The following is a 17,455-nucleotide window of genomic DNA, read 5'->3' on the forward strand; positions in this document are numbered from 1 at the left end:
TCAGAACTCGTTTTGCAGGGCTTTGTAGCCACGCACCAGATCGACGTTGGTGCGCGCCACGTCTTCGGAAAACTCCGAGGCGCTGACGCTCACCGGCGGGAATTGCGACAGGTCGGTGTTGGGCCCGATGCGGGTGGTGGAGGGCACGTAGAAGTCGGCGGGCAAGTCGCGACCGTCGACCACCGAGTTGTGCCGCACCACGCAGCCATCACCGACGGCGCAGTTGAACAGCACGCTGTTGAACCCGATGAACACCCGGTCGCCCACGGAGCACGGACCATGAACGATGGAGCGGTGGGCGATCGAGCTGAACTCGCCGATCGTCACTGCTGCACCGGACTTGGAGTGGATCACCACGCCGTCCTGGATGTTCGAGTTGGCGCCGATGGTGATCGGCTCCATCTCACCCGAGGCGTCAACTTCGTCCGCGCGAATCACCGCGTAGGGGCCGACGAAAACGTTCTCGCCGATCACCACTTTGCCGCAGATGATCGCGGTCTTATCGACGTAGGCGGACTCCGCAATCAGTGGCAAATCACCTGAGGGATTCTTGCGGATCATGGCTTGCTCAAAGCCTCGTACAAGGTGTTGAGGTTGTACTCGAACAACCCGGTAAAGGTGCTCGCCGGACCGCTGGCGGCGAGCGCATCGGAGTACAGCGTGCCGCCAATGTGTGCACCGCTTTCATCGGCAATCTGCTTGAGCAGGCGGGCATCCTTGATGTTCTCCATGAACACCGCTTTGACCTTGGCCTGGCGAATCTGGGTGATCAGCGCAGCGACTTCGGCGGCGGAAGGTTCGCGCTCGGTGGACAGACCTTGCGGCGCCATGAAGTCGATGCCGTAGGCCTGACCGAGATAACCGAATGCGTCGTGGGACGTGACGATCTTGCGGTTGCCCGGTGGCAGCGAACCGAGCTTGGCTTTGGCTTCGGCGAGCAGCGCGTAGATCTGTTTCAGGTAGGCCTGGCTGTTGCGTACATAGTCGGCTTTGTTCGCCGGGTCGGCGGCGATCAGCGCCTTGGTGATGTTGCTGATGTACAGCTCGGTGTTCGCCAGGTTGTGCCAGGCGTGAGGGTCGGGGACGGTCTCGCCATCTTCATCCAGCGAGCGTGGGATGACGCCGTGGCTCGCGCTGATGACCGGGGCTTTGGTCTCGGTGCTGGTCACCAGGCGGTCCAGCCACGGCTCGAAACCCAAGCCGTTTTTGATGATGAGTCTGGCCTTGAGCAATGCCTTGGCATCGTCCGGAGTCGGCTCATAGGTGTGAGCATCGGCATCGGGGCCGACCATGTTGGTGATCTGGATGTGCTCGCCACCGACCTGATGGGTCATGTCGGCGAGGATGCTGAAGCTGGTGACCACCTGCAGTTTTTCCGCCGCAGACAACGACATCGACAGCATCAAACTGAACAGCACGAGTAAAGCGCGCATCGGGAAACACCTCATTGGGATGTGAGCAAGGGCGGGCGGCGCAGCAAGCCGTGCACCGGTCCGAACACCACGGACAGCAGGTACCCGCCGCCAGCCACCAGCACGATCGCCGGGCCGCTGGGCAGCGAGTAGTAGAACGACAGCAACAAGCCGAGCCACACCGAGAGGCAGCCGAGCAGCCCGGCGATGGCCATCAACACGGGCAAGCGTCGACTCCAGAAACGCGACGCGGCGGCGGGCAACATCATCAGACCGACGACCATCAACGCACCAATGGCTTGAAATCCGATCACCAGATTCAGCACCACCAATGTCAGGAATACGCCGTGTGCCAGCGGACCCAGACGGCTGACGGTTTGCAGAAACAGTGGGTCGAGGGTGTCCAGCAACAACGGTTTGTAGATGAGCGCCATGGCGATAAGGCTGAGCCCTGAGACCCACAACATGCCGGTCAACGTCGGGCCGTCGACCGCCAACGCCGAGCCAAAAAGCAGGTGCAGCAGGTCCAGGCGTTTGCCGGCGATGCCGAGGATCAGCACGCCGCTGGCGAGGGAGATTGGGTAGATTGCGGCGAGGCTCGCGTCTTCTCTCAGACCTGTTCGGCGAGTGATCCATGCCGCGAGCCCGGCCATGCTCAAGCCCGCACCGAGGCCGCCGAAGGTCAATGCCGGCAAGCTCAGCCCAGCAAACCAGAAGCCGAGCGCGGCGCCGGGCAGGATGCCATGAGCAACTGCGTCACCGATCAGACTCATGCGTCGCAGGATCAGAAACACCCCGAGCGGTGCCGTGCTGCAGGCCAACACCAATCCACCGAGCAGTGCCCGGCGCATGAACACGAACTCGTGGAACGGTTGCCAAAGATGGGCAGCGGCGAGCATCAGGCCACCTGCGTCTGTGGTTGTTGGCGGATAAGGTCGGTGCTTGAGCCGAGGACGCAGCCGCTGCTTTTGATCAGCAGCGTTTGAGGAATGTGTTGGCGCACGGCAGCGAGGTCATGACACACGACCACCAGGGTTCGGCCTTCGGCGTGCCAGGCGTGGATGTTTCTCCACAACAGTGATTGACCGAGTTCGTCGAGGGCAGCATGAGGTTCATCGAGCAACAACAAGGGTGCTTCGGCGAGGCTCAATCGGGCGAGCAGGGCGCGCTGCAATTCGCCGCCGGAGAGGGCCATCAATGGGCGCTGTTCCAGACCGGTCAGGCACCAGTTTTCCAGCACGGCTTTAAGGCGTTGGCTTCGGACTTCGGGGGAAAGCTTGCTGCCCCAGAAACCTGCGGCGACCAACTCTTGCAGACTGATCGGGAATTGCCGGTCGAGGTGCTGTTGCTGGGGAAGGAACGAGAGTGAGCCTTTGCGTGGAACATCCAGGATCACTTTGCCGGTCAGTGGTTTTTGCAGGCCGGCGATGACTTTCAGCAGGCTGCTTTTGCCTGAGCCGTTGGCGCCGATCACGGCGGTCAGGCTGCCTTGGTTCAGTTCGAAATCTACCGGCGGCGTGAGCGGTTGACCCGGCGCACCCCAGCGCAATGCCTCGCAGCGAATCATGCGGCCTCCCAATTCCATCGGCTTTCGGCGACGGCGTCGTGGGCATGCAGGCTCTCGGCGTGGACGACTTTCAAGTGGAAGGCATTGATACCGGGGGAGCGCTTCAACGCCAGATTCAAACGGCGAGCGGCGTCTTCGCAGAACATCAGGTTTTGACCATTGGCCAGCGCGAAGGCTTGTTCGTCGGCACGCTTTACCGCGGTTTGCACGGCGGTGCCGAGGGCGGCTTCGGCGTCGTTGATCAGCGCAATCAGTGGCAGGTCATCGAGATAATCATCGAGACGCAGCCTCAGCTGTGCATTGCTGCGTTGGCTGTGAGGCGTGGCAACGATGCCTTTTGTGGTACCGAGCCAAGCCAAAACATCGGCGTGTTGCAGTGGCTGGTTGGCAAAGTCGTCGACGAATTGCTGCTGAATCAACTGCCGCGCCAGTGCAGCTGAACAGGGGCAAGTTGAGGAATAGGGGATGTCGATGTTTAGTTCCACGTGGAACATCGCGTTTTTCAAACGCGCATTGATGCTGACTGGATAGGATTTCCAACCGGACAATGGACTGATCAGCGCTGGCCGTTTGAGCAGTAGATCTGCGTGAATGTTCAGGTAAGCGCTGTGGGATAGACCTTCATGGGTATCAAGAAATCGCTGCAAGACACGCCGCAACAGGGCGGGTGTCAGGCGTTCCTGTTCGAGCATTTCCAGCGCCAGGTACAGCCGCGACATATGAATGCCGCGCGCTTCTCCATCATCGAGGCTCACGCCCGTATCGGCCTTCGCGCTCAATCGCTGGCCATCGAACAAAACTGGAAGAGCAATGCCGCACATGCCCACCCATTCAAGTGGCAGGGCTTGGCGTGAGGCCTGCGCGGCGATATCCGGCAGAGTCAGCGCATTCATGAGCAGGTCCATCGTGGAAGTCGGTTAGACATGTTATGTTATTACATTAAAATCGACTACGCCTTTTTCACGAGCGGCTTTCACCATGCACAGACGTCACTTGCTCAACTTGATCCTGGCCAGCGCGGCCTTCGCATTGCCCTTCGGTGTTGGCGCCACGCAAATTCGCAACGCGCGGCTCTGGCGCTCGGATGACAAGTTGCGCCTGGTGTTCGATCTGAGCGGGCCGGTGCAGTACAAAACTTTTTCACTGAGCGCGCCTGAGCGGCTGATCATTGACCTGAGTGGCGCCAACTTCAGTGGCGACTTCAGTCAGCTGGTGCTTGGCAACACGGTGATTCGCTCGATCCGCTCCGGGCACTTTGGTCAGGGCGATACGCGGATCGTCCTCGACCTCAGCGGCCCGGTGCAGCTCAACAGCTTTTTGCTACCGCCACAGGACGGGCAGGGTCATCGGCTGGTGCTCGACCTGAAGACAGCGGCACCCTTGCAAATCGCTGCAGCGCCCATTGCAGCCATCGACAAGGCTCACCCGAAACGGGACATCATCGTGGTGGTCGACCCCGGCCATGGCGGCAAAGACCCGGGTGCGGTCGGCGCCAAAGGCGAGCGTGAGAAAGACGTGGTGTTGTCCATCGCTCAGCTGCTGGCCAAACGGCTGAAACGGGAGAAGGGCTTCGACGTGAAACTGGTGCGCAACGACGACTTCTTCGTCCCGCTGCGCAAGCGCGTGGAGATCGCCCGCAAACACAACGCCGATATGTTCATCTCGGTGCATGCCGATGCGGCGCCGCGTCTCACGGCTTCTGGCGCGTCGGTGTATTGCTTGTCTGAGGGCGGAGCGACGTCGGCCACGGCGCGCTTCATGGCGCAGCGAGAGAACGGCGCGGACCTGTTGGGCGCCACAAGCCTGCTCAATCTCAAGGACAAGGATCCGATGCTGGCCGGGGTGATTCTCGACATGTCGATGAACGCCACCCTCGCCGCGAGTTTGCAGTTGGGCAGCACCGTGCTCGGCAGTCTGGCGGGCATCACCACGTTGCATCAGAAGCGCGTGGAGCAGGCAGGATTTGCCGTGCTGAAATCGCCGGATGTGCCGTCGATCCTGGTGGAAACCGGCTTCATTTCCAACGCTCGCGACAGTCAGCGGCTGGTCACGGCGCGGCATCAGCAGGCCGTGGCTGACGGATTGTTCGAAGGATTACAGCGCTACTTCCAGAAGAATCCGCCGGTCAACAGTTACATCGCCTGGCAACAAGAACAGCAAAAAGCGCAGGCCTAGCAACCGGTGATCCGGCTGCAAGTGAACCTGGCACTGCTGCCACCTGAGCTGGAAAACCGGTTGATGGTGGTCCAGCCAACCCGACGGTTGTAGCCCACCCAGGCTTCGCCGTCGGAAGCGATCCCTGTGAAGAATGTCAGTTGCCCGTAGCGACTGTTGGTTTGCGCCCAATAGCGCTTGCCCGCCCGTTCGAAGCCTCGCAAGTAGATCGTGCTGCCGGCGGTGTTGACGCTGTAAGCGTTGCCGTCGGCATCCACGCAGGCCAGCAGGTTGGCGCTGCGGGTGCAGCTGGCCAGGCTCGGGATTTGCGCCCAAGCGTCTACGGCGACCAGCAACGAAACGCTAATCAGCGTTAATTTCAAGGCAGTGCGCATGGGGTTTCTCTCGGGGCGAACGGGCTCCAGCATCCTGCCCTTTGTCACTGCCGGCAAGAGGGGAGTAGTTTAATTGCATTGTTATACTATAACATTGAATTAAGCCCGACACTGCGACCGGGCATCTCCTGTGAGGACTACCTGATGCCCAATCGTCTCCCCGTGACCGTTTTGTCGGGCTTTCTCGGCGCCGGCAAAAGCACGCTGCTCAACTACGTGCTGCGTAACCGCGACAACCTGCGAGTCGCCGTGATCGTCAACGACATGAGCGAAATCAACATCGATGGCAGCGAAGTCCAGCGTGATGTCACCCTGAACCGCGCCGAAGAAAAACTCGTGGAAATGAGCAACGGCTGCATCTGCTGCACCTTGCGCGAAGACCTGCTCGAAGAAGTCAGCCAACTCGCCAGGGACGGCCGCTTCGATTACTTGCTGATCGAATCCACCGGCATTTCCGAACCCCTTCCCGTGGCGGAAACCTTCACTTTCCGCGACGAAGAAGGGCAAAGCCTGGCCGACATCGCACGTCTCGACACCATGGTCACTGTGGTCGATGGCATGAACTTTTTGCTCGATTATCAGGCCGCCGAAAGCCTCGCCTCTCGTGGCGAAACCCTTGGCGAAGTGGACGAGCGCTCGATCACCGACCTATTGATCGAGCAGATCGAATTCGCCGACGTGATCCTGATCAGCAAGATCGATTTGATCAGCAGCCGCGAGCGTCAGGAGCTGATCGCGATCCTCGAACGATTGAACTCGCAAGCCGAAATCATCCCGATGGTCATGGGCGAAATCCCGCTGAAAAAGATCCTCAACACCGGTCGTTTCGACTTTGAAAAAGCGGCGCAGGCGCCAGGCTGGTTGCAGGAACTTCGCGGTGAGCACGTGCCGGAAACCGAGGAATACGGCATCGCTTCCACGGCGTATCGAGCACGCAGGCCCTTTCATCCACAGCGCTTTTTCAGCTTCATCGACCGTCCGTGGGTGAATGGCAAATTGCTGCGCTCGAAAGGTTTTTTCTGGCTGGCGAGCAAACCCATGGACGCGGGCAGTTGGTCTCAGGCGGGCGGTTTGATGCGCCATGGTTTTGCCGGACGCTGGTGGCGTTTCGTGCCGAAAACCCAGTGGCCGCAGGACGAAGAAAGCACCGCCGGGATCATGGAAAACTGGACCGCCGCCACTGGCGATTGCCGGCAGGAACTGGTGTTCATTGGCCAGAACATCGACTTCAACTTACTCACTGCGGAACTCGACGACTGCCTGCTGAGTGATGAAGAAATGGCGTCCGGCGTCGAGGGCTGGCGATTGTTGCCCGATCCGTTCGGCCCCTGGCATGAAGAGGACGCCGCGTGATGCTGGCGCCGACCTTGAAGTTACGACCGGTCATTTGCCAGGTTCAGGGTGAGACGCCGCAAGCCCTCGCGCGCATTCTGGACGACGGCGTGAACCTCGCCATTTGGCAGCGCCGACTCCCGGTGCACATCGCCGATTTCGGCCGTTTGTTGCTGTCCCTGAACGAGCCATTGGCCGAGTCGCTGGTTTTGGAAATGCCCGGTGACGACACCGAGCCCAATCTGCAGGGACTGGCCTCAGGCTTCAGCGATCTCGAGGGCTATGAGGGCTTTATCGCCGACGTTTCCTGGTTGGTCAGCGCATTCGCCTGTCTGTTGGGCGCCAAGCGTATCGGCGTGCGTCTACGGGTTCTGGACAAAGCAATGTGCCCGCGTTTTCACGTCGATCATGTGCCCGTGCGCTTGATCACCACGTACGCCGGAATCGGCAGCGAATGGCTGAAGGAAGGGGCAATGGATCGCCGCCAATTGAGCAAGCCCGAAGCCGAACCCACGGATGATTCGCTGATCCAGCACATCGCCAGCGGTTACGTGGCTTTACTCAAGGGCGAGAAATGGCACGGCAACGAAGGCTTTGGCCTGATCCACCGCTCGCCGCAACCCGCGCCGGGCGAGCGCCGTTTGATTCTGACCCTCGACTGGTTGGGTTAGCGGATCAAGGCTTGAGCCAGTTGCCCTGGCTCTGGCCTTCGCAAAACGGTTTCAGATACGCCGCGTCGGTGGCCACGCCGTAATAGTGAATATCCTGCCGGTAAGGCATATTGGCGACTTGGGCATTGCTGCACACACCGAATGCACCGCTGGGGCATTGGTCGACGTATTGCACATCGACTTTCTGGCCTGCAAGGTTGGGCTGGCAGAACCCGTCGGCGAAGAGCTTTTCCGGGATGTTGCGGTTCTGCTGGCAGACTTTCACGTCGAGTCGCTCGGCCGTGCTATGTACTACGCAAGCCTGGGCCAGCGCCTCGCCGCAAACCAGCGCCAGAAGCAACGTCCAGCCAATCAACCGCATCCTTTACCTCCTCAGAAAACACCGACCATGTTGCAGAACATTCCCACGCACGTCATTGCCGGTCCATTGGGTGCAGGCAAGACCAGTTTGATCAAGCATCTGTTGGCGCAGCGGCCGGCGAACGAGCGCTGGGCGGTGTTGATCAACGAGTTCGGCCAGATCGGCCTAGACGCCGCGTTGCTGACCCGGGACGCCGATGGTATCGCACTGGGCGAAGTGGCCGGGGGCTGTTTGTGTTGCGTCAATGGTGCGCCGTTTCAGATTGGCCTCGGACGCTTGCTGCGCAAGGCGCGGCCGGATCGGTTGTTTATCGAGCCGTCCGGGCTGGGCCATCCGGCGCAATTGCTCAGGCAATTGCAAGAGGCGCCGTGGTTGGGTGTGCTGGCCGTCCAGCCCAGCGTGCTGGTGCTGGATGCCCAAGCGCTGGCAGCCGGCAAACCGCTGCCTGTGACGCAGCAGGAGGCGTTGGGCAGCGCCGGGCTGTTGCTGCTGAACAAGTCGGAAAACCTCGACACAGGTGATCGTGAGCGAATCGTTGCGCAGTTGCCGGCGCGCCGCGTGTACTGGACACAGCAGGCCCGGTTGCCATTGAGCGAGTTGCCCGGCCTGGAGGCGAAGGCTGTGGCGGGTGTGGATAACTTCATCCAACCCAAAGGAATGGCGCAGATGCCGACCGTCTGGACCGATCCCGAGGTGCCGATTTGCTTGAGTCAGGAGCAGGAGGGGGGCTGGAGCATTGGCTGGCGCTGGCATCCGAGCCAGACATTCGATTCCGCGCGCGTTGGTCGATGGCTTGAAAGCCTTGCGTGGCGGCGGGCGAAGCTGGTTATCCACAGCAGCGACGGCTGGGTTTCAGCGAATGCCCTGGATAACTCGCCATTGGCGTGGCAGCCCAGTGAATGGCGCCGGGATTCGCGAATCGAGCTGATCTTCAGCGAGCCGCAGGAGATTGATTCATTGCAGAGCGCACTGGCCGACTGTCGGTTGAATTAAGGACGCCATTTTGTGTGTTCTTGCCGCCACTGACTAAGCTCAATCACTTCAGCGCGAGGCTTCGCCACGTCGACCACCGGAGGCGTGTCGTCGAACGGCATCGGGTAGGGCGCCAGTTCGATCTGCGCGCTGTGGGCGCCGAACTGGGTGATGGTGCCGTTGTGGCGGGTTTCACCGGTCACCGTGAATTCGAAGTTATACACGCGGGCCAGGCGTCGCCGCCCGTTGGCATCCTTGATGAAGGCGATTTTTTTCAGCGCCACGTTGCCGTCCAGCAACTCGATGCCGAGCTTGACGCAGTGCAGCTTGACCCGCTCCAGCGCACGCTCGCGCAAGCCATGGTTGTGCCACAGCCACGCGCCGCCAGTGGCGAGCAGCATCAACACGAAGATATTTCCGAGGGTCAGCATCAACAGGGTGCTCCAACTAGATAGTGTCAGCTTAACTGCGTCGCCGGTCTGTCGTACAGGCTGCGTTTAGTCGCATACTGCGCGGCTTGAATTTCAATCGGTTTACGGAAAACTCACCGCATGAAACGTACGCCCCATCTGCTCGCCATTCAGTCCCACGTGGTGTTCGGCCACGCTGGCAACAGCGCCGCGGTTTTCCCGATGCAGCGGGTCGGGGTGAATGTCTGGCCGCTCAATACTGTGCAGTTCTCCAACCATACCCAATACGGGCAATGGGCGGGCGACGTGCTGGCACCGCAGCAGATTCCCGATTTGGTCGAAGGCATCGCAGCGATTGGCGAGTTGGGCAATTGCGATGCGGTGTTGTCCGGTTACCTCGGCAGTGCAGCCCAGGGCCGGGCGATCCTGACGGGCGTGGCGCGGATCAAGTCGATGAATCCCAAGGCACTGTATCTGTGCGACCCGGTGATGGGCCATCCAGAGAAGGGGTGCAGCGTGCCGGCCGAAGTCAGCGATTTTCTGCTGGAAGAAGCGGCAGCCATGGCGGACTTCATGTGCCCGAACCAGCTGGAGCTGGACAGCTTCTCGGGCCGCAAGCCGCAGTCGCTGTTCGATTGCCTGGCCATGGCGAAAGCGTTGCTGGCACGCGGTCCGCAGGCGGTGCTGGTCAAGCATCTGGCCTATCCCGGCAAACCGGAGGATGTGTTCGAAATGTTGCTGGTGACGAGCGAAGGCAGCTGGCACCTGCGACGTCCAATGCTGGCGTTTCCGCGTCAGCCGGTGGGCGTTGGCGACCTGACATCCGGCCTGTTTCTGGCGCGTGTACTGCTGGGCGACAGCCTGGTGGCGGCGTTCGAATTTGCTGCGTCGGCGGTGCATGAAGTGCTGCTGGAGACCCAGGCGTGCGCCAGTTACGAGTTGGAGCTGGTGCGGGCGCAGGACCGGATTGCGCATCCGCGAGTGCGGTTTGAAGCCACCGCGATCAGCCTTTAAAAGCTTCGCGGGCAAGCCTCGCTCCTACAGGGATCGCATACAAACTGTAGGAGCGAGGCTTGCCCGCGAATGCGATTTAACGGTCAAACGTATTAGGCGTCGCCCTTGATCTCCTGATACCGCTTTTCCAGCTCCTGACGAATCTGCCGACGCTGCTGGGCCTGCATGTAGCGGCGTTTGTCTTCGCTGTTCTGTGGTTGCAGCGGCGGCACGGCGGCGGGTTTACGGTCGTCATCCACCGCAACCATGGTGAAGAAGCAGCTGTTGGTGTGGCGCACCGAGCGCTCGCGGATGTTTTCGGTCACCACCTTGATGCCGACCTCCATGGAGGTGTTGCCGGTGTAGTTGACCGACGCCAGGAAGGTCACCAGTTCGCCGACATGGATCGGCTCGCGAAAAATCACCTGATCCACCGACAGGGTCACCACGTAGCGGCCGGCATAGCGGCTGGCGCAGGCGTAGGCCACTTCGTCCAGGTACTTGAGCAAGGTGCCGCCGTGGACATTGCCAGAGAAGTTGGCCATGTCGGGAGTCATCAGTACCGTCATCGACAGCTGGGCGTTTCCGGGTTCCATAACGTTCTCACGGTTCAAGGCAGGTTTCGGAGGAGTGCACCTCTGCGGGTGCCTGTTCGGTTTTTTCAAACCACAGTTATCGGGACGCCGGGCGGGTGATCGCCGTCACGCCGGATCGATCTGTTTCCATATATTGCACCGCCTTTCTGACGGAAGTCGCGGTGTTAACCTCCGAAAGTCGACCTTAAGGAGCCCCACGCCATGCATGCCATCAGTTTTATTCAGGATCTGGCAGTGATCATGCTGGTCGCAGGCGTGGTGACCGTACTGTTTCACCGCCTCAAACAACCGGTCGTCCTCGGCTACATCGTCGCCGGGTTCATCATCGGCCCGCACACGCCACCCTTCGGCCTGATCCACGACGAGGAAACCATCAAGACCCTCGCCGAACTCGGGGTGATTTTCCTGATGTTCTGCCTGGGCCTGGAGTTCAGCCTGCGCAAACTGTTCAAGGTCGGCGCCACGGCGTTTATCGCGGCGTTCCTGGAAATCGTGCTGATGATCTGGATCGGCTACGAAATCGGCCGCTGGTTCGACTGGAACACCATGGACTCGCTGTTCCTCGGCGCGATCCTGGCCATCTCATCGACCACCATCATCGTCAAGGCACTCAATGACCTGAAGATGAAAAACGAGCGTTTCGCGCAGCTGATTTTCGGCGTATTGATCGTCGAGGACATCCTCGGCATCGGCATCATTGCCTTGCTGTCGAGCATCGCGGTCAGTGGCACGGTCAGTTCCGGCGAAGTGTTTTCCACGGTCGGCAAGCTCTCGCTGTTCATGATCGTCGCGCTGGTGATCGGGATTCTGCTGGTACCGCGCCTGCTGGCCTACGTGGCCAAATTCGAAAGCAACGAGATGTTGCTGATCACCGTGCTGGGCCTGTGTTTCGGCTTCTGCCTGTTGGTGGTCAAGCTGGAATACAGCATGGTGCTTGGCGCGTTCCTTATTGGCGCGATCATGGCCGAGTCGCGGCAATTGCTGAAGATCGAGCGACTGATCGAGCCGGTTCGCGACCTGTTCAGTGCAATCTTTTTTGTCGCCATCGGGCTGATGCTCGACCCGATGATCCTGCTGCAATACGCCTGGCCAATCGCAGTCATTACCGTCGCTGTGGTACTCGGCAAGATGTTGTCCTGTGGCCTCGGTGCCTTTATCGCCGGCAATGACGGACGCACCTCACTGCGCGTGGGAATGGGGCTTTCGCAGATTGGCGAATTTTCTTTCATCATCGCGGCACTGGGGATGACCCTGCAGGTCACCAGCAACTTCCTCTACCCGGTCGCCGTGGCGGTGTCGGTGATCACTACGCTGCTGACGCCGTATCTGATCCGCGCGGCTGATCCGCTGTCGATCAAACTGGCTGGCGTGATGCCGCAGCGGTTGGGCCGCGTATTGGGGATGTATGGCGAATGGCTGCGCAGCATCCAGCCTCAGGGCGAGGGCGCGCTACTGGCGTCGATGATCCGGAGGATTCTGTTGCAGGTGGGGGTCAATCTGGCGCTGGTGATTGCGATTTTCTTCTCGGGCGCTTTTTTTGCCGAGCGGATGTCTCCCTATTTGCAGGACTGGATCAGCGACCCAAGCTGGCAGAAGGCGTTGATCTGGGGCGGGGCATTGCTGTTGTCGCTGCCGTTCCTCATCGCCGCCTATCGCAAGCTCAAGGCGCTGTCGATGTTGTTGGCGGAGATGGGCGTGAAACCGGAGATGGCCGGCCGTCACACGCAGCGAGTGCGTCGGGTGATCGCCGAGGTGATCCCGATCCTTTCGCTGTTGGTGATCTTCCTGCTGTTGGCAGCCTTGTCGGCCAGTATTCTGCCGACCAACAAGTTGCTGGTGCTGATTGTCGTGGTCGCGGCCGCCGTGGCGGCGCTGCTCTGGCGCTGGTTCATCCGCGTGCACACGCGGATGCAGGTGGCCTTGCTGGAAACCCTGGACAATCACAAGGAATCTTCGGGGCATTGACCACGCGGCGCGTCAGACGGCTCAGCTTTCCAGCCAGACGTCTCGTGCCCAGTGCCACACCGATTCCCAGGTTTCTTCGGCGATCAGCTCTTCTTCGGCTTGCCACAGCACTACAGTGCCGTCTTCTTCGACGCAGTAGTAGTCGTCACCGTCCTGGCAGATCGGGATCAGGCTGCGATCGACACCGGCGTCCCAGGCGTTGGCGGCAACGTCCGGCAGGTAGGTGTGGGATTGCGGGTCGGTGACGGTCACCGGCTCCAGGCTGCCGTAGACCACGTCGCTGACGGTCAGCAAAAATTCTCTGAAAACAAATGGGATGTCGATGAACAGTTGTTCTTCGATTTCGACCAGCAGATCTTCGTCGGGCAGCTCCAAGGGGACCGGTACCGGTTCGTTGGCTTCACGCAGTTGTTCGATGATTTCTTCCACGTCCGGGATCCTCTTGCTTGTATGGCGCGGTTTAGTTGGGGCGGTTTATACAGTAGCTCGCTATAGATGCAACCGTGAAATAGAAAACCCCGGCCGAGGCCGGGGTTTTTGTTGCGACACATTTAACGCAGGTCGGTTCAGCCGTTCTGGCGGATACCGGCAACCAGCCAAGGCTGGTTTTCACCCTGTGGACGTTCCATGTTCCAGCTTTCGCTGAACACTTCGCCCTGGTCGAAACGCGAGGTTTTCGACACGCCGCTGAAGGTCAGGGTGGCGATGGTCTTGTCGGCGCGATCATCGACGCCATCCAGTTGAACATTGAGGTTATCAATGTAGGTGGACTGGAAACCCTCACCCAGATCGGCACGTTCGCGCTTGAGGAACTCAAGCAGCTGCGGGGTCACGAACTCGGCGATCTTGTCCATTTCGTTGGCGTCCCAGTGTTGCTGCAGGGACTGGAAGTGGTTGCGGGCCGCTTCAATGAAGTTCTTTTCATTGAACCAGGCTGGCGCGTTGATGACCGGACGGGCGGCAACCGGAGCGGCCGAACCACCGAAGATCGAACCCATGGCGCTTGGCTTCTGCTCGAACACTTCACGCTGCATCGGGGCGCCAGCCGGAGCCAGGTGCTCCTGTTGCTTGCGACGACGAGCGGCGATGAAACGGAAGACCAGGAAGGCAATGACGGCCATGATCAGGATGTCGAAGATCTGCATGCCTTCGAAGCCGCCGCCCATGAACATGGAAGCCAGCAGGCCACCGGCCGCGATACCGGCCAGAGGGCCGAGCCAGCGCGAAGCACCGCCGGCCTTGGTGGCAGCGCCAGCGGCACCGGCCGCACCTGCAGTGGCAGCAGCGCCACCTGCAGCAGAAGAAGGAGCCATTTGGCTGGTCTGGTGAGTCGGCGCAGCGCCGGAGCTCTTGCCGCCACCAAAGCGCTTGGCGTTGGCGTCGAGGCTCATCGTCAGGCCGATGCACAACGCCATGGCGATGCTAAGAAAACGTTTCATAAAGGGAATTCCCATTTGTGGATGGCACGCGCGCCATGTTGCACAGCTGAAGTGTTACTGGCTAGCGGCAGAGTGTTTCGGGCTTTTGCCTGACAGGTCGTGTTCAGCTTCAGTCAGGGCAATAAGGCCTGTTAACTTCGGTCCGTAGGACGAGTGGATAGGTTCTGTAGGAAGGGGCCTAGCGTCGTAGCGCAAGCATGACCACACCGGCCGTGATCAGGCCGATTCCGCCCCATTGGCGCAGGTCGAGTTTTTCACCCAGCAAGATCACGCCGAGCACCGCCACCAGCACCACACTGAGTTTGTCCACCGGAGCGACCAGCGAGGCCGGCCCCAGTTTCAATGCGCGGAAGTAGCAGATCCACGAGGCGCCGGTGGCCAGTCCCGACAGCAGCAGGAACAGGTAGCTCCTGGCCGAGATCGATCCTAATGACTGATATTGGCCCGTGGCGTACAAAATCAAGGCCAGGCTGACCAACACCACCACGGTGCGCAGCAACGTGGCGAAGTCAGAGTTGACGTTTTCGATGCCGATTTTGGCAAAGATCGCGGTCATGGCGGCAAAAGCTGCCGACATCAGGGCCCAGAATGTCCAGGAAGAAAAGAAACCTGAGCCCATGATTCGCGCCTTTATAAGATCAACCTGCCGAGGTGGATTAACCACAAACCCCTGTGGGAGCGAGCCTGCTCGCGAAAGCCGCACCACGGTTTTCCGGATAAACCGCGGCGCCCTCATTCGCGAGCAGGCTCGCTCCTACAGAAAAGCCGATAGCCCTTAGACCGCTTCCAGTTTGGCGTAACCCAACATCAGCCACTTGCTGCCTTCGCTGAAGTTCACCTGCACCCGGGCCTGCGCGCCGGCACCTTCGAAGTTCAGGATCACGCCGTCGCCAAACACCGAATGCCGTACGGTCTGACCGAGGCTGAACCCGGTGTCGGGAATCTCGCTGCCGCCAAACAGGCTGCTGGAACTCTGCTGCTGACCGCCGCCAAACGGGCGGCTGACACTGTTGGACAGGCGCACTTCCTGGATCAGGCCTTTCGGCACTTCACGTACGAAACGCGAGACCTTGTTGTAGGTTTCGCTGCCATACAGGCGTCGGGTTTCAGCATAGGTCATCACCAGGTTCTGCATCGCACGGGTAATGCCGACGTAGGCCAAACGGCGCTCTTCCTCAAGGCGACCCGGCTCTTCCAGGCTCATCTTGTGCGGGAACAGGCCTTCTTCCATGCCCACCAGGAACACGTAAGGGAATTCCAGGCCTTTGGCGCTGTGCAAAGTCATCAGCTGAATGCTGTCTTCGTGCTCATCGGCCTGAGTGTCACCCGCCTCCAGCGACGCATGACCGAGGAACGCCGCCAGTGGGGTCAGGTCTTCGTCTTCTTCAGCGTTTTCGAAGTTGCGTGCGGCGCTGACCAGTTCCTCAAGGTTTTCTACCCGGGCCTGGCCTTTTTCGCCTTTTTCCGCTTCGTGATAGGCAATCAGACCGGACTGCTCGATGACGGTCTGGGTCATCAGGTGCAGCGGCATTTCCATGCACTTGGCGGCGAGGTTCTCGATCAGCTCGATAAACGCGCCAAGCGCACCCGCTGCGCGACCGGTCAGGCCTTTATTGGCAACCAGCAGGCGCATGGCTTCCCACATCGACACATCACTGTGGCGCGCATGGTCGCGAATCGCTTCAACGGTTTTCTCGCCGATGCCGCGTGCCGGAACGTTGATCACCCGCTCCAGCGCCGCATCGTTGCCCCGGCCTTCCAGCAAGCGCAGGTAAGCCATGGCGTTCTTGATTTCAGCCCGCTCGAAGAAGCGCTGACCGCCATAGATGCGGTACGGGATGCGCTCGCGCAGCAAGGCTTCTTCCAAAACGCGGGATTGGGCGTTGGAGCGGTACAAAATCGCGATATCGCTGCGAGCCAAGCCGGTTTTCAGCGCGCTTTCGATGGTTTCCACCACGTAGCGTGCTTCATCGTGTTCGTTGAAAGCTGCGTACAGATTGATCGCTTCGCCTTCGCCGCCGTCGGTCCACAGCTCTTTGCCCATGCGCCCGGTGTTGTTGGCGATCAGGGCGTTGGCTGCCTTGAGGATGCCGGCGGTGGAGCGGTAGTTCTGCTCCAGACGAATGGTCTCGGCGTCCGGGAAATCGTCGGAGTACTGATAGATGTTCTCGATTTTCGCGCCGCGCCAGCCGTAGATCGACTGATCGTCGTCGCCCACCACCATCAGGCTGTCGCCGCCCTTGGCCAACAGTCGCAGCCAGGCGTACTGCACGGCGTTGGTGTCCTGGAATTCGTCCACCAGAATGTGCCGGAAGCGCTTCTGATAGTGCGCCAGCAAACCCGGGTGATCGCGCCACAGGTCGAGGGCGCGCAGCAGCAATTCGGAGAAGTCGATCACGCCAGCGCGCAGGCACGCGGCCTCGTAGGCCTCATAAATGCTGCGCATGGTCGCCAGGAACAGGTCGCCGCTGGCTTGAATGTGTTGCGGACGCAGACCTTCGTCTTTCTGCCCGTTGATGAACCACTGGGCCTGACGGGCCGGCCAGCGTTGCTCGTCCAGACCCAATTCGCGAATAACGCGTTTGACCAGACGTTGCTGGTCGTCGCTGTCGAGAATCTGGAAGGTCTGGCTCAGGCCGGCTTCCTGCCAGTGCGCCCGCAGCAAGCGGTGCGCCAGGCCGTGGAAAGTGCCGACCCACATGCCGGCCGGGTTAATACCCATCAACTGCTCGATGCGATGACGCATCTCGGCAGCGGCCTTGTTGGTGAAGGTCACCGCCAGGATTGAGTGGGGCGAGGCGTTTTCGACCTGGATCAACCAGGCGATACGGTGCACCAACACTCGGGTTTTACCGGAACCAGCACCGGCCAGGACCAACTGACGACCCACGGAGGCAGCTACGGCCTGGCGTTGGGCATCGTTGAGGGAGTTCAGCAGAAGGGAGAGATCATCGCGCATCGGGGCATTCTAGGGGGCAGCGCCACACCGGGCAAACCCCGCTTTGCTTTAGCCGATGAAAGATACGCGGAGGACGACCGGTCGGTCACTGGCTGCAGGCGTTGGCGGGGCTCGCTTCCAGCGTTTCCAGGGGGTAAAAGGGCTCCGGACTTTTGCAGAAATTATGATCTGGAGCAGTTTGGTAAGGGCATTGGCTTGTGTATGCTCCGTCCACGTTTCGGGCTCATGC

The 17,455-nt window shown here is 60.3% G+C and carries 19 protein-coding genes; 6 read left to right on the forward strand and 13 right to left on the reverse strand.

Annotated features, from left to right (window positions below):
- The 5 genes from IB245_RS17490 to folE2 are packed head-to-tail and all read right to left on the reverse strand — an operon-like array spanning position 1 to position 3,872.
- On the reverse strand, positions 1 to 561 hold the full coding sequence (locus IB245_RS17490) for a DapH/DapD/GlmU-related protein (protein WP_150630614.1): 561 nt from the start codon (positions 559 to 561) through the stop codon (positions 1 to 3).
- Entirely contained in the window at positions 558 to 1,433 is an 876-nt protein-coding gene (locus IB245_RS17495) for a metal ABC transporter substrate-binding protein (RefSeq protein WP_192228161.1), read from the reverse strand. The genes IB245_RS17490 and IB245_RS17495 overlap by 4 nt, the downstream gene beginning before the upstream one ends.
- An 11-nt stretch (positions 1,434 to 1,444) precedes the next feature.
- Positions 1,445 to 2,311 (reverse strand): metal ABC transporter permease, encoded by an 867-nt coding sequence (locus IB245_RS17500; RefSeq protein ID WP_008041350.1) that lies wholly within the window; start codon positions 2,309 to 2,311, stop codon positions 1,445 to 1,447.
- Positions 2,311 to 2,979: a metal ABC transporter ATP-binding protein gene (locus IB245_RS17505; RefSeq protein ID WP_192228162.1), complete on the reverse strand. Its 669-nt coding sequence runs from the start codon at positions 2,977 to 2,979 to the stop codon at positions 2,311 to 2,313. Before IB245_RS17505 ends, IB245_RS17500 begins: the two co-directional genes overlap by 1 nt.
- Positions 2,976 to 3,872 (reverse strand): GTP cyclohydrolase FolE2, encoded by an 897-nt coding sequence (gene folE2, locus IB245_RS17510; protein WP_192228163.1) that lies wholly within the window; start codon positions 3,870 to 3,872, stop codon positions 2,976 to 2,978. Before folE2 ends, IB245_RS17505 begins: the two co-directional genes overlap by 4 nt.
- A gap of 85 nt (positions 3,873 to 3,957) precedes the next feature.
- On the opposite strand from folE2, the gene IB245_RS17515 reads away from it, so the two are divergent.
- Positions 3,958 to 5,154, forward strand: a complete 1,197-nt coding sequence (locus IB245_RS17515) for an N-acetylmuramoyl-L-alanine amidase (RefSeq protein ID WP_192228164.1) — start codon at positions 3,958 to 3,960, stop codon at positions 5,152 to 5,154.
- Here the strand turns inward: IB245_RS17515 and IB245_RS17520 are convergent.
- A complete protein-coding gene (locus IB245_RS17520; RefSeq protein ID WP_192228165.1) occupies positions 5,151 to 5,528 on the reverse strand; it encodes a glutamine synthetase in 378 nt (125 codons plus the stop codon). The genes IB245_RS17515 and IB245_RS17520 overlap by 4 nt on opposite strands.
- Positions 5,529 to 5,672: 144 nt before the next feature.
- On the opposite strand from IB245_RS17520, the gene zigA reads away from it, so the two are divergent.
- Both zigA and IB245_RS17530 read left to right on the forward strand, forming a co-directional pair.
- Positions 5,673 to 6,881 (forward strand): zinc metallochaperone GTPase ZigA, encoded by a 1,209-nt coding sequence (zigA, locus tag IB245_RS17525; protein WP_192228166.1) that lies wholly within the window; start codon positions 5,673 to 5,675, stop codon positions 6,879 to 6,881.
- Entirely contained in the window at positions 6,881 to 7,531 is a 651-nt protein-coding gene (locus IB245_RS17530) for a DUF1826 domain-containing protein (RefSeq protein WP_192228167.1), read from the forward strand. The genes zigA and IB245_RS17530 overlap by 1 nt, the downstream gene beginning before the upstream one ends.
- 4 nt (positions 7,532 to 7,535) lie before the next feature.
- Here the strand turns inward: IB245_RS17530 and IB245_RS17535 are convergent, their stop codons facing one another.
- On the reverse strand, positions 7,536 to 7,892 hold the full coding sequence (locus tag IB245_RS17535; protein WP_192228168.1) for an NADH:ubiquinone oxidoreductase: 357 nt from the start codon (positions 7,890 to 7,892) through the stop codon (positions 7,536 to 7,538).
- 27 nt (positions 7,893 to 7,919) lie between these two features.
- Here IB245_RS17535 and IB245_RS17540 point away from each other — a divergent pair, with 27 nt between their 5' ends.
- The gene (locus IB245_RS17540; protein ID WP_192228169.1) at positions 7,920 to 8,885 is read left to right on the forward strand and encodes a CobW family GTP-binding protein; all 966 of its coding nucleotides are present in this window, start codon (positions 7,920 to 7,922) and stop codon (positions 8,883 to 8,885) included.
- Here IB245_RS17540 and IB245_RS17545 read toward each other — a convergent pair.
- Positions 8,882 to 9,295: a DUF3301 domain-containing protein gene (locus IB245_RS17545; RefSeq protein WP_008027461.1), complete on the reverse strand. Its 414-nt coding sequence runs from the start codon at positions 9,293 to 9,295 to the stop codon at positions 8,882 to 8,884. The two genes, IB245_RS17540 and IB245_RS17545, sit on opposite strands and share 4 nt — an antisense overlap.
- A 120-nt stretch (positions 9,296 to 9,415) precedes the next feature.
- Here IB245_RS17545 and pdxY point away from each other — a divergent pair, with 120 nt between their 5' ends.
- Positions 9,416 to 10,288 carry a pyridoxal kinase PdxY gene (gene pdxY, locus IB245_RS17550; RefSeq protein ID WP_008027459.1) on the forward strand — a complete coding sequence of 291 codons (873 nt, stop codon included), beginning with the start codon at positions 9,416 to 9,418 and terminating at the stop codon, positions 10,286 to 10,288.
- 92 nt (positions 10,289 to 10,380) lie between these two features.
- Here pdxY and IB245_RS17555 read toward each other — a convergent pair whose 3' ends face one another.
- Positions 10,381 to 10,863 (reverse strand): acyl-CoA thioesterase, encoded by a 483-nt coding sequence (locus tag IB245_RS17555; RefSeq protein ID WP_008027457.1) that lies wholly within the window; start codon positions 10,861 to 10,863, stop codon positions 10,381 to 10,383.
- Positions 10,864 to 11,064: 201 nt separating this feature from the next.
- On the opposite strand from IB245_RS17555, the gene IB245_RS17560 reads away from it, so the two are divergent.
- Positions 11,065 to 12,828: a cation:proton antiporter gene (locus tag IB245_RS17560; RefSeq protein ID WP_008027455.1), complete on the forward strand. Its 1,764-nt coding sequence runs from the start codon at positions 11,065 to 11,067 to the stop codon at positions 12,826 to 12,828.
- A 21-nt stretch (positions 12,829 to 12,849) separates the two neighbouring features.
- On the opposite strand, the gene IB245_RS17565 is transcribed toward IB245_RS17560, so the two are convergent.
- The 4 genes from IB245_RS17565 to uvrD form a co-directional block, all read right to left on the reverse strand.
- The gene (locus IB245_RS17565) at positions 12,850 to 13,257 is read right to left on the reverse strand and encodes an SMI1/KNR4 family protein (protein ID WP_003187120.1); all 408 of its coding nucleotides are present in this window, start codon (positions 13,255 to 13,257) and stop codon (positions 12,850 to 12,852) included.
- Positions 13,258 to 13,394: 137 nt separating this feature from the next.
- Complete coding sequence (locus IB245_RS17570) at positions 13,395 to 14,267, reverse strand: Tim44 domain-containing protein (protein WP_192228170.1); 873 nt, start codon at positions 14,265 to 14,267, stop codon at positions 13,395 to 13,397.
- Between the two features lie 178 nt (positions 14,268 to 14,445).
- Entirely contained in the window at positions 14,446 to 14,886 is a 441-nt protein-coding gene (locus IB245_RS17575) for an EamA family transporter (RefSeq protein WP_007934436.1), read from the reverse strand.
- 156 nt (positions 14,887 to 15,042) lie between these two features.
- A complete protein-coding gene (gene uvrD, locus IB245_RS17580; protein ID WP_192228171.1) occupies positions 15,043 to 17,226 on the reverse strand; it encodes a DNA helicase II in 2,184 nt (727 codons plus the stop codon).
- Positions 17,227 to 17,455 lie beyond the last annotated feature (229 nt).

The sequence above is a fragment of the Pseudomonas sp. PDM02 genome (genome assembly GCF_014852285.1).
Taxonomy (GTDB): domain Bacteria; phylum Pseudomonadota; class Gammaproteobacteria; order Pseudomonadales; family Pseudomonadaceae; genus Aquipseudomonas; species Aquipseudomonas migulae.

What these genes read in the sequence shown, in the direction of transcription:
- IB245_RS17505 (WP_192228162.1), bottom strand. Translation starts at nt 2,979, where the DNA reads ATGATTCGCTGCGAGGCATTGCGCTGGGGTGCGCCGGGTCAACCGCTC.
- IB245_RS17515 (WP_192228164.1), top strand. Translation starts at nt 3,958, where the DNA reads ATGCACAGACGTCACTTGCTCAACTTGATCCTGGCCAGCGCGGCCTTC.
- zigA (WP_192228166.1), top strand. Translation starts at nt 5,673, where the DNA reads ATGCCCAATCGTCTCCCCGTGACCGTTTTGTCGGGCTTTCTCGGCGCC.
- IB245_RS17535 (WP_192228168.1), bottom strand. Translation starts at nt 7,892, where the DNA reads ATGCGGTTGATTGGCTGGACGTTGCTTCTGGCGCTGGTTTGCGGCGAG.
- IB245_RS17500 (WP_008041350.1), bottom strand. Translation starts at nt 2,311, where the DNA reads ATGCTCGCCGCTGCCCATCTTTGGCAACCGTTCCACGAGTTCGTGTTC.
- IB245_RS17530 (WP_192228167.1), top strand. Translation starts at nt 6,881, where the DNA reads ATGCTGGCGCCGACCTTGAAGTTACGACCGGTCATTTGCCAGGTTCAG.
- IB245_RS17495 (WP_192228161.1), bottom strand. Translation starts at nt 1,433, where the DNA reads ATGCGCGCTTTACTCGTGCTGTTCAGTTTGATGCTGTCGATGTCGTTG.
- IB245_RS17545 (WP_008027461.1), bottom strand. Translation starts at nt 9,295, where the DNA reads ATGCTGACCCTCGGAAATATCTTCGTGTTGATGCTGCTCGCCACTGGC.
- IB245_RS17575 (WP_007934436.1), bottom strand. Translation starts at nt 14,886, where the DNA reads ATGGGCTCAGGTTTCTTTTCTTCCTGGACATTCTGGGCCCTGATGTCG.
- folE2 (WP_192228163.1), bottom strand. Translation starts at nt 3,872, where the DNA reads ATGAATGCGCTGACTCTGCCGGATATCGCCGCGCAGGCCTCACGCCAA.
- IB245_RS17490 (WP_150630614.1), bottom strand. Translation starts at nt 561, where the DNA reads ATGATCCGCAAGAATCCCTCAGGTGATTTGCCACTGATTGCGGAGTCC.
- IB245_RS17560 (WP_008027455.1), top strand. Translation starts at nt 11,065, where the DNA reads ATGCATGCCATCAGTTTTATTCAGGATCTGGCAGTGATCATGCTGGTC.
- uvrD (WP_192228171.1), bottom strand. Translation starts at nt 17,226, where the DNA reads ATGCGCGATGATCTCTCCCTTCTGCTGAACTCCCTCAACGATGCCCAA.
- IB245_RS17520 (WP_192228165.1), bottom strand. Translation starts at nt 5,528, where the DNA reads ATGCGCACTGCCTTGAAATTAACGCTGATTAGCGTTTCGTTGCTGGTC.
- IB245_RS17570 (WP_192228170.1), bottom strand. Translation starts at nt 14,267, where the DNA reads ATGAAACGTTTTCTTAGCATCGCCATGGCGTTGTGCATCGGCCTGACG.
- IB245_RS17555 (WP_008027457.1), bottom strand. Translation starts at nt 10,863, where the DNA reads ATGGAACCCGGAAACGCCCAGCTGTCGATGACGGTACTGATGACTCCC.
- pdxY (WP_008027459.1), top strand. Translation starts at nt 9,416, where the DNA reads ATGAAACGTACGCCCCATCTGCTCGCCATTCAGTCCCACGTGGTGTTC.
- IB245_RS17540 (WP_192228169.1), top strand. Translation starts at nt 7,920, where the DNA reads ATGTTGCAGAACATTCCCACGCACGTCATTGCCGGTCCATTGGGTGCA.